Annotated in this window: 11 protein-coding genes and 1 pseudogene; 3 read left to right on the forward strand and 9 right to left on the reverse strand. The window is 45.1% G+C overall.

The features are described from left to right. Window positions 1-111: 111 nt before the first annotated feature. From V3V99_06530 to V3V99_06540, 3 genes are all read left to right on the forward strand, one after another. Complete coding sequence (locus V3V99_06530) at window positions 112-576, forward strand: pyridoxamine 5'-phosphate oxidase family protein (GenBank protein ID MEE9442308.1); 465 nt, start codon at window positions 112-114, stop codon at window positions 574-576. Window positions 577-582: 6 nt separating this feature from the next. Continuing rightward, on the forward strand, window positions 583-1,017 hold the full coding sequence (locus tag V3V99_06535; protein MEE9442309.1) for a MarR family transcriptional regulator: 435 nt from the start codon (window positions 583-585) through the stop codon (window positions 1,015-1,017). An 81-nt stretch (window positions 1,018-1,098) separates the two neighbouring features. Beyond that, the gene (locus V3V99_06540) at window positions 1,099-1,659 is read left to right on the forward strand and encodes an L-2-amino-thiazoline-4-carboxylic acid hydrolase (GenBank protein MEE9442310.1); all 561 of its coding nucleotides are present in this window, start codon (window positions 1,099-1,101) and stop codon (window positions 1,657-1,659) included. Between the two features lie 123 nt (window positions 1,660-1,782). On the opposite strand, the gene V3V99_06545 is transcribed toward V3V99_06540, so the two are convergent. The 9 genes and pseudogenes from V3V99_06545 to cobA all read right to left on the reverse strand — a co-directional run bounded on the left by V3V99_06545 (window position 1,783) and on the right by cobA (window position 13,772). Continuing rightward, complete coding sequence (locus V3V99_06545; GenBank protein ID MEE9442311.1) at window positions 1,783-2,304, reverse strand: TlpA disulfide reductase family protein; 522 nt, start codon at window positions 2,302-2,304, stop codon at window positions 1,783-1,785. A gap of 87 nt (window positions 2,305-2,391) precedes the next feature. Then, window positions 2,392-2,973 (reverse strand): thioredoxin family protein, encoded by a 582-nt coding sequence (locus tag V3V99_06550; GenBank protein ID MEE9442312.1) that lies wholly within the window; start codon window positions 2,971-2,973, stop codon window positions 2,392-2,394. 109 nt (window positions 2,974-3,082) lie between these two features. Beyond that, window positions 3,083-6,514 (reverse strand): DNA polymerase III subunit alpha, encoded by a 3,432-nt coding sequence (locus V3V99_06555; GenBank protein MEE9442313.1) that lies wholly within the window; start codon window positions 6,512-6,514, stop codon window positions 3,083-3,085. 87 nt (window positions 6,515-6,601) lie between these two features. Continuing rightward, window positions 6,602-8,836, reverse strand: coding sequence for a M1 family aminopeptidase (locus V3V99_06560; protein ID MEE9442314.1), 2,235 nt, complete (start codon window positions 8,834-8,836; stop codon window positions 6,602-6,604). 29 nt (window positions 8,837-8,865) lie between these two features. Then, window positions 8,866-9,492, reverse strand: a complete 627-nt coding sequence (locus V3V99_06565; protein ID MEE9442315.1) for a LysE family transporter — start codon at window positions 9,490-9,492, stop codon at window positions 8,866-8,868. A gap of 150 nt (window positions 9,493-9,642) precedes the next feature. Continuing rightward, complete coding sequence (locus V3V99_06570) at window positions 9,643-11,370, reverse strand: dockerin type I domain-containing protein (protein ID MEE9442316.1); 1,728 nt, start codon at window positions 11,368-11,370, stop codon at window positions 9,643-9,645. Window positions 11,371-11,455: 85 nt separating this feature from the next. Next, the gene (locus tag V3V99_06575) at window positions 11,456-11,782 is read right to left on the reverse strand and encodes a dockerin type I domain-containing protein (GenBank protein MEE9442317.1); all 327 of its coding nucleotides are present in this window, start codon (window positions 11,780-11,782) and stop codon (window positions 11,456-11,458) included. Between the two features lie 170 nt (window positions 11,783-11,952). Next, window positions 11,953-12,189, reverse strand: a pseudogene (locus V3V99_06580) (cytochrome C). Window positions 12,190-12,242: 53 nt separating this feature from the next. Further along, window positions 12,243-13,772, reverse strand: coding sequence for a uroporphyrinogen-III C-methyltransferase (cobA, locus tag V3V99_06585; GenBank protein MEE9442318.1), 1,530 nt, complete (start codon window positions 13,770-13,772; stop codon window positions 12,243-12,245). Between the last annotated feature and the right edge of the window lie 2 nt (window positions 13,773-13,774).

Here is a 13,774-nt window from a genome sequence, read left to right on the forward strand (position 1 = left end):
CGAACAGAAGAAACAAGGAACTGACATATAAAAACGATATTTTCTCCTTGACATATAATTTCTATATAGTATAGTACTATATAGAAATTAAATAACTGAAGGAAACTTAAATTGAATACTGATGAAATGAAACAAAAATGCCTTAGCCTGATGAACAGTACCGACATTTTGTACATGTCAACGATTGGGAATGACGGCTTCCCTCATATCAGAGCGGTTATGAATCTCAGAAACAAAAATAATTATCCAAATCTGGCAGAGGTTTTCAGTAAACCTGACACGGGCTTTCAGACATATTTTGCCACCAAAACTTCATCGGATAAGGTCAAACATATTGCTGCAAATAACTCGGTCTGTTTATATTATTGCCTTCCCGAGAAATTTCAGGGCGTTATGCTGACCTGTCAGGCTCAACCAGTCCTTGATTTGAAATTGAAACAAATGTTCTGGCAGGATGACTGGCAGCAATTTTTTCCGGATGGCTATAACGATCCCAACTATACTTTGCTGCATTTTGTGCCGTTGTATGCAAAAGGCTGGTGGGTAAACTCTGTATTTGATTTCAAATTAGGCTAGGTGAATATGAAGTTAAAACGTCAAGGCGGATTTTTGATTGGAAAGATACACAGATTAGCCGGTCGAATATTTACCAAAAAGCTCAAGGGTCATAATATAGATATTATTAATCCGGCGCAGGGCAAAATTATGTTTGTGCTATGGAAAAACGATGGCCTTTCAATAAGTGAGCTGGCCGCCAAAACATCACTCGGTAAATCAACCCTGACAAGTATGCTCGACCGCCTGGAAAATGCCGGTCATCTGAAACGGGTTGCCTCAGATTCTGACCGGCGTAAATTTCTATTATATCGTACCCGCAAAGATAAAAAGATGGAAAAACTGTATACCGAGGTATCGGAAGAAATGAACAGGCTTTTTTATAAAGGTTTCACCAAAATAGAGATTTTGCAATTTGAGAATAATTTGCTTAGAGTGTTAAATAATCTTGAATCATTTTGAAAATGGAAATCTGAACAGATAGAGAAAGGATATTTTATGGGTAGGCTCGATTTTTTATTTAAGTCAAATCGGCGGAAATTCATGCTTGAGACAGTACCGGCATGCGGAATGTCATGCCTCGCTCTCGCCAATTTTTCCAGCTTGATCAATGCCGGAAATGGAGGTAAAGAGCAGCCGGAAAAGCATAAATTTCAAAAAGATTTTGTCCAGACTTATGAACAGGCATTTCGCTGGCGGTTCGAATACTTTATTGAATATATGACACGGTTCGGTGAATACCTTGGACGGGAAAACCTTGTCAATATGCTATTAAAGGCGGTTGATGATAGTAATCCGCCGGCTACAAAATCCGATCCGGATTTTTCATTCAGTAAATGGCTTGAAGGCGGCAAGATTTATGAAAATATGATGAGTAAGATTGATATTGAAAAAACTGATAACGTTTATGAAATGAAAGTCACCGAATGTCTGTGGTGGAAAATATTTAAGGAGCATAACGCCACCGATATCGGTTATGCCGCTGTTTGTTATACTGATTTTTCATACGCACAGATGGTTCACCCTCAGTTACACTTGAAGCGGACCAAAACGTTGATGCAGGGTCATGATTGTTGCAACCATCGCTGGGAATTTAATGGTTAGCTGGGCTCGGTGGACCATATCAAAAATAAGCGTAGCGCTTTTTGAGGTGGGTTCCCTCAAGGAAATTAAACTGGTTCATATATAGGCTAAAACAAATTCAGAACATGGGTAACATTTTTCAGTTTATATAATCTTCTCAAACTCCGCTCTGAATATATGTTCTGGCTGAGCGCCGATCAATCGGCCGGTTTCATTGCCGTTAGCATCGAGAAAAACAGTTGTGGGAACGCTTCGCCCCAAACCGAATTCAAAAGCTGATTCCCTGTCGCCATAAACGATAACCCACGGAATGTCCAGTTGCTCTACATAGGGTACAACCCGGGCAATAGTATTCTGCTGGTCAACCGAAATACCTATAATTTCCAATCCCTGAGATTGATATTCAGCGTATAGTTTCTTCAGAATCGGCATTTCTCTTAAGCACGGCCCGCACCAGGTTGCCCAGAAATTTATGACAATCGGTTTACCGGCAAACTCGGACCATTTGCGGATATTTCCGTCAAGATCACGAAGAGCGAATCGTTCATGGCTCATCGACGGAAGATTTTTGTTCGCACTTTGCGATGTACCTGCAGATTTATTCTGAATCGTTCCGGCCTGGGTATCGGCCGTTTCACTTTCTCCGCAGGCAGTTATAAATAGCATAAAGCCTAATAAGCCAACTAAGGCTATATTCAGGATTGTTTTGCGATTTAATTTTTTTATAGAATTTTGCATAGTATATGGCCGGATTTACGGTTTTTCGTTTTTCTTTTCCTGTTCTCTTTCGGCAAGAAACTGCTTGAAATCCATTGTTTCATATGTATCATCTTTGAGGTAAAGCAGAATGTTTATCAAATTTTCGGCCGTTTGGTATCCGCGTAAAGGCGCCAGCCTTTCTCCATCGGATTTCAAAAACCAAAAATATGGAAAGGAGCGAACACCCAATTCACCGGCCAACTTTCGACCCGATGTAAACCACCCGTCAACATTTATCGTATCCCGAGATTCGCCATCGAGGGAAATAGAAATATAGTTTTCGTTAAGTGTTTTGATGATTTCCGGGTCTTTGAACGTTGTGGCGCGCATTCGCTTACACCAACCGCACCAGACCGCCGTAAATTCCAGAAAGATTTTTTTGCCGCTTTCTTTGGCCAGCTTCAGCCCTTCGGGATAAGACACCCAGTTTATTTTATCTTCAGCAATCGCCCTTTTCTCGGGTGATTTTGTCGATTTTTCCTTTTTAGCCGACGGATCGGCGAAAACAAAACCGGCGAGTAAAATTAAGATCAGGATTGGCAGAAAAAGATAAGTGGTCTTAAGTAATTTACTCATAACACTCCAATATAGCAAGAAGTCAATGCCTGCAAAACATTATACCGTACCGTTATTTTTTAGTTTACCTTAATATCGAAAAAAATCAAGAGCTTTCTTGTTTCCTTAGTTATTTGACGGGGGCCAGATATGCTTTACCTCCGCCCAGAAGCTCTTTGATTTTATCGACCATATCGCTTTCTAAGCTTACCTGTAAGTTGCGGGGTTTAATTTGCAGTTCTTCTCCGTTGTGGCGCGTCAATACCATGACTTCATTTTTGCCTCGATGAGATTCCAATATCGGCCAGATGGCGTCTATTTTCGTAATATCCTGAGTATCCAAATTCAAGACCAGCCTGCAGTGATAATAATCGCTTAAGTTTTTAAGCGGCACAATATTGGAAACAATCAACTTGGCCGCCTGGCCTTCCCGGGTCGAAACACTGCCCGAGGCTAAAACTATCTCGTCAACATTAATAAAGCTCTTTGCCTTTTCATAACGGTCAGAAAAGACGATTAGTTCCATGCTTCCGACAAAATCCTCGATGGTGACAAAAGCCATTTGATTGCCGCGCTTATCAAGCATAACTTTGACATTCTGAATTATTCCCCCTATTCGAACTTCCCGACCGTCATCTTTGGAACCTATTTCACTTGAGTTGAGCCCGGCGAATCTTTTTATTTCATTTCGGTAGCGCATCAAAGGATGTCCGGAAACATAGAATCCAAGCATTTCCTTTTCTTTGCCCAGTCTGGCGGAAACGGGCCAATCATCAATGGCAGGCAAATCCGGAGCGCGCCGGGTGGCGTCTTCTTTACCTCCCCCAAACATATCCACGGTATGAGATTTTTCCTGGATGGTTTGACCGTAAGAGATCATCTGCTCCAAAACTTCGGTCATGGCGGCCCGATTATTATAAAGAGAATCAAACGCTCCGGCGGCAATCATTGATTCCAGCGCCCGCCGGTTGAGAGCATGCAAATCCACCCGGGAGACGAAATCGGCCAGGGAACTGAATTTACTGCCCTTTTCCCGAGCCTTGATTATATGTTCTACCGGTCCGGCGCCGACGTTTTTAATAGCCATTAACCCAAATAATATTTTATTGTCGGCGACAGTGAATGAACCCAAAGATTCATTTACATCGGGGGGCAAAACCTCAATATCCATCCTGCGGCATTCATCCATGAGAGCCACGACCCGGTCGGAATTTCCCATTTCTGAGGACAGGGCGGCGGCCATAAACTCATGAGGATAATGAACTTTCAACCATGCTGTCTGGTACGCGATGATGGCATAGCAGGTGGAATGAGCACGGTTAAAACCGTAACGAGCGAATGTCTCAATCAGGTCAAAAACTCGTTCGGCTACGGCTTTTTCAACTTTATTTTCAATGGCTCCGTTTATGAAGCGGGCTTTTTGCTCCTGCATTATCGCGGCGTCTTTTTTGCCCATGGCTTGGCGCAGCAAATCAGCCTGGCCGAGAGTATATCCGGCCATCTTGTTGGCAATCTGGAGAACCTGTTCCTGGAAGACAATAACGGCGTAAGTGTCTTTGAGGATTTTTTCAAGCATAGGGTGGTCATAGATGATTTTTTCTTCCCCATGCTTGCGCTTGATATAAATATCGATCATGCCTGAATCGAGAGGTCCGGGACGATAAAGAGCATTCATGGCGATCAAATCGGTTAAAACGCTCGGTTTGAGTTTTTTGAGGTAATCGCGCATACCGGCCGATTCGAATTGGAAAACGCCGATGGTATGCCCTTTGCCAAACATATCATAAATCTCTTTGACATTCAGGTCGATATTATCGAGATCGATTTGTTTGCCATGATTCGCGGCTATCAATGATACGGCATCATCAATTACGGTCAGGGTCGTCAGACCGAGAAAATCCATTTTCAATAGGCCGATCATCTCGACATTTTTCATCGAATATTGGGTTGTTACCTCGCCTTTAGATCCTTTGAATAGCGGTACATAATCGGTCAAATCAGCCGGGGCGATGACAACTCCGGCGGCGTGAGTCGAGGCATGGCGAGTCAGGCCTTCAAGAGTCCTTGACAACTGGATCAATTTCCCGACTCGCTGATCTTCATCGGCCAGTTTTTGCAGGTCAGGATTTTGCCTGAGGGCTCTTTCAAGAGTCATGTCCGGTGCGGCGGGGATCATTTTGGCGATTTTATCGACTTCCGTGTATGGCATGGCCAGTACTCGTCCGACATCTCTAACAACGGCCCGGGCGGCCATGGTGCCGAACGTGATTATTTGGGTGACGTTATCCGAACCGTATTTTTTCTGAACGTACTCTATGATTTTATCTCGATGCCGATCGGCAAAATCGATATCTATATCCGGCATCGATATTCTTTCAGGATTTAGGAATCGTTCAAAGAGCAACTCGTATTTTATGGGATCAACATTGGTTATGCCAAGACAGTATGAAACCAGCGACCCGGCCGCAGAGCCGCGGCCCGGTCCTACGGCAATGCCGTTATCTCGGGCATATTGGACAAAGTCCATGGTGATCAGGAAATATCCGGCCCAGCCGAGCTGTTTGATGACACCTAATTCGTATGTCAGGCGTTCTTCCAGCTCCGGCGTAATATCGGGATACAGCCTTGCCAGGCCTTCCCGGCACAATCCCTCCATATATTTATCCGGAGTCTTGTCCTTATCGGGAATGGGAAAAGCAGGCAATAACAATTTGCCCAGTTCAATATCAAGGTTGCATTTTTCGGCAATTTTAATCGTATTTTCAATCGCGGCCGGGTGATCGGCGAATAGCTCCTGCATTTCTTCGGCTGATTTGAAATAAATTTGATCGGTATCATAGCGCATCCGATCGGTATCGGTGATGAGTTTTCCGGTTTGGATGCATAACAAAGCGTCATGCGCTTCGGCATCTTCGCGGTTGATATAATGACTGTCATTGGTTGCCACCAGAGGCAATCCCAGTTCTGAAGCCAGGTCAATCAATTTTGGCCGGACATCATTTTCGCGGGGTAGATTATGATTTTGGATTTCGATATAGAAATCTTCCCCGTCGAATAGTTTAGCGTAAAACCGGGCAGCCTCTTCGGCCTTATCCTGATCATTACGGCTGAGCCAGTATGGTATTTCTCCCTTTAGGCAAGCGGATAGCGCGATCAAACCTTTTCTATATTCCGATAGTATTTCGCGGTCAATACGGGGGCGATGATAAAAACCCTCACGATAGGCGGCCGACGCCAGTTTCATCAGGCTTTTGTAACCGGCCTGGTTTTTGGCCAGCAAAACCATGTGGAAGCCGCCGTCCGGATATCTGGGGACCCGTTTGTGGTCGAATCGCGAAGTCCCGGCGACGTACGCTTCCATTCCGATAATCGGTTTGATTCCGGCCTTACTGACGGACTTATAAAATTCAATGGCGCCGAACATATTCCCATGGTCGGTTATTGCCATGGCTGGCATTTTGAATTTTTTGGCCGCGGTAATCAGATCGAATATGCGGCTGGCTCCGTCGAGAAGCGAATACTGAGTATGATTGTGGAGGTGAACAAATCCGCTGTATTTCATGATCAAAAACTCTAGTTAAGGGTTCCCCGATATGGTAACAGAGTTATGGCATCATTCAAAGATAAATTTGGAAAAAGATAGAGATTTCTATTTTCGAGAGACTTTTTTGTCGCGGGTGAGGATAATATCATCAGGATCGAAGCGGACTTTTTTGATTTTTTGAGGGAACGGACCCAGTTCAAACGAGTCTTTCTGGCCGACTCGGTCGACACGAAACAGTTCGCGCCGGCCGTCATCGTATTCAATCTCAACCGGATACGGTGTCGAAAATGATTTGCTGACATCAGAAACGGAAATTTCAAAATATAATTTATCCCGACCTTTCTCATCGGTTATAATCCGATACAGACAGGTGAAACTGGGCACTCTCCACCCATAGAGCCATTGACTGAAAAATTCAATCGCACGCTTCTGACCAATGGCCCCGGCAGCGACATTTATAAAGTCAAGGCTTGTCACCCGCTGTCCTTGATATTTACGATTGAATTCACCGAGCATGTTAACAAAAAAGTCGGTTCTGTAATCGGGGCCGTCGATTTCGAAATGGAGCATACGAAGCATATAAGCCGCTTTGGCATAAATGAGAGCAATATAATCACCGGGGGAATATGATTCCAGAAATCGAGCTCCCATTGTAATCGGGCCGGCTTTATATCCTCTGGAATACCAACCGCCGATTTTGCCTTCCTGAACAATTTGTCTTTTCCACAGAGCAATCCGTTCGTCGCATAAAGTAGGGTCGTGTTTTATTTTCCAAAGATAGAGATAAGCGGCATACTCAGACATGCCTTCTGACAACCACATTTCACGATAAGATTTAGGAATCGTAGAATGGCCCCACCATTGATGCGCTATTTCATGAGCCATTAAATGAGAACGGATTCGATTGTTAAATATAGAATAGCTCGGAATATGAATCAATCCCGGGCTGCTCTGACCCGCGAAATAGGGTCGATCAACAACCCGCAGATTAGTTGTTTGCGACGAGCCGAACCAGTTCGTAAAAGCCTCAAATGATTGAGTCGCCTCGGAGAGTAACTTACCCGGAAGGTCTCGATTAAAGACTCCCGTATTGTTGTGGGCCTCGATATATAGTTCTATGGGAACCCCGGATGCTGTATCCTGAAACATATCATACTTCCCGGAGGCAAAGCTGATATATGAAATATCAATGGAGCTTCGGTATGTAACGGTTTTATTGTCGCCCTCAAATGACTCGCCGATTTTATCACCGACCGAGTTTAATGTCAGGTCTTTGTGGAGTGTATAATGGATAATAAACTGGCCCAGATTGCGATGGGGAGTATGGGGAAACCATCCGGTGATTGAAGCCGGGAAATCATAACCGGCGTAACGGGCGGCGATAAATTTGCCACGATAAAATATAGTGATAAAATCACGCTCATCATTCGGGAGAGCTCTCGCGCCAATATAGAGATTACTGCGGAATTGTTTTTTGAAAAACTCGATTTTGTTGCCGGTGGCGTCTTTGACTGAGTCAACTTTATATAGATGAGGTAAAATAAATTTTATCCCCCGGGTATCGGTACCGTCAGGAAATACAATGCGACTGGACGCCTCGAATTTTCCGGATTCTCTGAGTAAAATCGAAATTATAGTGGAATCAACCGTAATTGGCTGCGAGATTAGAAAGTTCTCCATACCAAAAGCCGCCGCCAAAAACGGAGTGTTGTCCAACTCATCATAAACGTACAATCCCAGTTGTTCTTCAACGTCAGGAGTCAAGCGAACGACCAATTGCTTATCTCTGTCGAGTGCGGCATCGATCCAGATCGGGGGAGGATTAACTTCTTTGTCAGACCAGATGCCCAGTTCGCAGCCCAACTCAATTCCAAAGTACTTATCTGCCGCCTTTTGCTGAAAAATCAGTTTATGGTAAATGCGGCGGTTGATTTTATCTTTTGACCATTGAGTCGAATCGACTTCAAGTAAACCAGGAATATTCTTTCCGCATATATATGCCGTAGTGAACTCGACGCTCGTCGCGCGTCCGAAACGCATATACCAGAGATTGTCCAATGAGATTGAATCGAGAATAACAATTCGTCCCTGGCCGATAAAATAAAAATCATAATGGGGATCGTTGTTTTTCCGGCGATGCAATTTGCCGTCTTCAAATATAAAGCGCACTTTGTCCGAGTAATCGATAACAATATTGTCGATTTTCACGCTCTCGGTTTTTGAGCCAAACCGTCCCTTGATTTCCGGGAATCCTGATTTATCCCTGGAGTATGAAATGGAACAAAGCGTCAAAATCAAAATAAGCAACGCTGCAATTAATTGATTCGATGAAACTTTCAAATTAAAACGGCAGGCCACGGACAAAACCTTTATTTAAGGGCATCAATAACAAACATAACGCCCATATACAGCAAGAACAATGCGCATATGGTTATCAATATATAATACGGTTTTCCGGCCAGAAGTTTTTTCCCGGCGGCAATTAAAAGCGAAACAAAACTGTACCAGACCAGATCCGATAGAATGTGTCCGAAATAAAAGACGATGGGACCGGCAATTCCGTGCGAAAGAGATTTACTCATCAGGGCCGACCCGACGGTAGCCCACCAGACAAACCAGTAAGGGTTTGATATGGAAGCGGTGATGCCTTTACCGACTAACAAGCCTGAGCTGGAGCCCGGTTTATCGGCGTCGAAGGAAATTTTTTTGCGGATGATATCATGCATCATCATCGCGCCCATCAGTATTAACGCCAGACCGCCTAAGAGGCCGATTACTTTGAATGCGGTTGCGGATGAGAACAATTCGAGAAGGCCGAAGGCGAGAGCGAAAACGACCGCCAACTCGGCGATAGCGTGACCGAAAACCAGTATCGGCCCGGTCCAGAATCCTTTGCGAGTCGCCTCGGCAATATTGACCGTCAAAAGTGGCCCCGGCATCAGCGCCCCGGAAAACCCAATCCCAAATGATGTAAAAAACAACGCGATTAAACTCATAGAGAGAATATACGAAACGCAGGATATAAAGTCGAAAAAAAAGCAATGGCTAAAAACCCGTACTTTTTGAATGACTATCAGTTATATGTTCTGTCAGGTCTTGTTCCGCGATAGCGGAATGTGACCTGACAGTTATAATAAATATTGAACCTACTCGCGGACTATCCAGCCGCAGCCGGTGTCGCCGTCAATCCATTCATGGCATACCGCCGGTCTGGGACCTTCCTTGAAAACCGTGTTGATGATATAAACCGCGTCGCCGACATCGGCGCTGCAATCTTTATTGGCATCGCCGTTGCACAGAATATAGGGTTTTGGGGGCGGGCCGCCTTTGAAAACAGAATTAATAATGTACACCGCATCGCCGATATTGACCGATAGGTCATTATTAGCGTCGCCGATATAGCAATCGCAGACGAAAGGATTTACGCAGGTGCATTCCACCGGGGCCGGGCCGCCATCAAGGATGGCCGCGGCCAGGTAGGCCACATCAACCTCATCAACAAAGCAATCGCCATTGACATCAGCATTAGCCATTATATCAGGCACTTGTCCGCCGCGATAGATAAAGTTATTGAAAAAGGAAATATCATTGACATTGATTGACCCGTCATTATTGATGTCACCGGGCAATTGTTCCGAAGTGGCACAGGTATCCTCGATGGCTTCCAGAACCTCGACTATAAAGCTGCCGATAGCCATGCCGTAAGAATCCGTTGCATATATGTTAATGTCATAACTGCCTACACCCGTGGTATTTGTCCAAGTGTACACGCCGGTTACCTCGTTGATTTCACCTTCGCCCGAAGAAAGGACAAAAGTCACTTCGTCGCATTCGTTAGGTTCCATCACGACTATATCGGTCTTGACGACATCATTACCCTCATTGACGTAATACACCGGCATGCCGCAATTAATAAACGGACCATCATTGGTAACAAATACATTGAGTAAATATGGATCGCAATTGCCGATAGGATGAAATTCGTCGTAAATTTCTACTTCCAGAGTTATTGATTCTCCCACATCGGATTTGCTGGCATAATATGTAACATCGACCCTTCCGTTTCCGACGTCAGTCAATTCGGCGTAACCGCTGCCGCCGGTTTGTGTGCCTAAAGAAAACATAATCATATCTTCTTCAGGATCGGTCGCCGAAAGCCGAACCTTACCCTTGTCGCAATGGTCGGCTTCCAGAGTAGTCGGCAATTCAGCATCCCAGACAGGGCAATCGTTGGGGATTTTTTTGGCCGGCCAGCACTTTCCTCCTACGTTCCAGATTACCGTGGGAGTCACCCCTCCCATACCCCCAATGAACGAAAACAGGAAATCGCCAAAAGGAGCGACAAAAGCGCTATCGATACAGATGGTGTGCACGACGTCATCATTTGGTCCGTCAGGAGTAAAACTCATTGAAATCATATGTTCCAGCGTGCCGGGATTCACTCCACCGGCAATAGCGACGCCGCCAAACATGACCGTATCGGACGATATTCCATCGGTATTTTTCTCAGTAAGAATAAAACCCATCATGTCCCAGACTGTTTCCGGCGGGTCCATCCGGCATCCGGAAACAATTGAAACCATACTTTCGCCGATATTATTCCACGTCCAGGTCGCTCCGTCATCGGATTTTAAGGCGAAACCAAGACTGATACCTCCCAGCTTTTGATCGTTTTCAAGAAAAAACCGGATTTCATAATCGGTATCATAATAGAGCGTATCGACCGGCGTTGACGTTCCGGGGACGACAATATCGACATCAACAATATCGGCGGCGACCGTAATCTCAGATAAGCCGGTGGCTAATAATATCGTAATCGCAAAAACTAATAAAAAATATCGGGGGATTGCAAAACAGCGGTTATGCACAATCATTACCCACCTCCCGCACAATAGAAAATGTTGCGTACATGTCTCCGGTTAAACCGGAGCTTCCTAACATTCGAAATTCAAACTTGTATCAATTCGATTGGGGACAATCTTCGCACGGCATCCTGCCGTCTCTAAAGATAGTATTAATTAGATAAACTATGTCGCCGACATTAACCCACTCATCGCAATTAACGTCACCTGACTCATACGGTTCTGGAGGCGGACCAGACAGGAATGTATAACTGACGATAAAGAGAACATCGTTTAGATTGATACGTCCGTCGCCGTTGGCGTCGCCGCAAATGTATTGACTGTCGCTGTTTACCGGAGCGCTCGATAGGGCCAGCATTAAAACCAGTAAAAGGCAAACAAAGCGGCGAGAATTGATACAATTGCACCTAAATAGAGTATTCATACCACCCCTCCTCGCGAATGGTTTTGGCGGTATTAAGAAAAGACGAGAACCTTGTTAATTACAATTTACGCTTGAGAAGATTTTTGTCAATACATTTTACAGAATTTAAAAATCCCATCACATTTCTGTGACGGGATTTTGTCTATCACCTGAATCGGAATTTTTACTTATCAACCGCCATGAGCGGCGAGCATTTCTTCAGCCATTTTCTTTATTTCGGATAAGTCGCGGACCATCTCGCTCCAGCCGTACCAGTAGGCGTAATCTGGATTGGCATGAAATGTCCCCTGAAAAGTGCGCATACGATGTTCGAGATGCATTACGAACAAAGTCAGCTCAATCGGCGTGGGAGCATCCTGAAAAGTCAGCAGGTCAGGAAATGCGAAAGAATAACCTTCCGGTTCTTTAAAGTTCCGTCAGGTCTTGGCCGCCGAAGGCGGGTGTGACCTGACGGCAATTCTCACTTTTCCGAATAATAATCGACCAGCTCATCCAACAGGCCGGCGATGTTCTGGACTTTCGCTTCACGAGTGATATTCACGTCCTCGGATTTGAGAACTGCGCTTGCTTTAGGACCGATTGAAAACACTTTGGCGTTTTGAATAATTTTATCAACTTCATCTTTGGATAAATTATGATACAATCCCTTCTTCGTCGAACCGCTGGTAAACAAAATCGCGTCGGGAGGATAATCTATGAGTTTTTCTTTCAACCCATCCGGCCATTTAGGATAATAAGTCTCATAAGTCGTCAGGGGTACCACTTCCGCGCCCATCCCGGGAAAAGCCTTTTCAATCAAATCATCGGCCAGATTCCCACGCACGCGAACAACGGCGGCGCCTTTCAAATCGACCGCTTTTGGCATCTCATCGACTAAAATATTCACCGTCGCTTTGGAAGGCATATAGTCTGTCGGCAGACGATATTCTTTTAACAATTTCGACGTCCCTGCTCCGATTGCGGCGATCTTAAATCCTGCCAGCATTCGAATATCATCGAATTTCTTGAAGAAGCTATCCATAAAATACCGGACGCCGTTTTCACTGGTGAAAATCAGCCATTTATTTTCGTTTTGAATATATGAGAAATTCGTCCAGCCGTTCACGTCATCAACCACCCGTGCTGCAATTGTCGGATACGGCAAAGGCTCCGCGCCCAGTTCACGCAATCTACGGTACAAATCCCCAGCCTGAGCCGACGCTCTCGTCACCAGTACTCGCAAACCGAGAAGAGGTCTGTCTGCGAACCATTCCAGATACGGCTGGAGATTGACAACCTCACCCAGCACAAACAGCGCCGGAGGTCTGACATTTTCATTTTTCACTATACCGGGCAAATTCTTCAAAGTCGCCGTGAAGACTCGCTGTGATGGAAAAGTCCCTCGCTCGACTATCGCCGCCGATGTATCCGAATTCATGCCGTATTCAATTAACTGAGAAGTGATATTCGAAATTTCATTGACGCCCATATAAATAACGACCGTGCCGTTTTTGATTTTGGCGACCCAATCCCAGGGAACGGTCGATTTTAATTTGTCGCTGGATTTATGTCCGGTCAGAAAAAGAACTGATGAAGCCAGCATGCGGTCCGTGCAGGGGATACCGGCGTAAGCCGGTCCGGCTATACCGGAAGTAACTCCCGTAATAATTTCAAATTCAACGCCATGCTCTTTGAGATATTTGGCTTCTTCGCCGCCCCGTCCAAATATCAACGGATCGCTGCCCTTCAGTCTCGCGACCGATTTTCCTTCCCGAGCCAGTTTGAGAAGAAGTTCGTTTATCTTCTCCTGGGGAACCGGATGATCGCCCGCTTTTTTGCCAACGTAATATTTCTCGGTCGTTTTGGGAATCGCGATGATAAATTCCGGGCAGACCAGGTTGTCGTATAAAACAGCGTCGCAGCTATAGAGCAGTTCCTTGCCGCGAACGGTAATCAAACCCGGATCGCCGGGCCCTGCTCCAATTAAATATACTTTTCCGGTTTTGCCCATCG

The organism is Candidatus Zixiibacteriota bacterium (assembly GCA_036480375.1).
In the GTDB taxonomy this organism is placed as follows: Bacteria; Zixibacteria; MSB-5A5; order GN15; family JAAZOE01; genus JAZGGI01.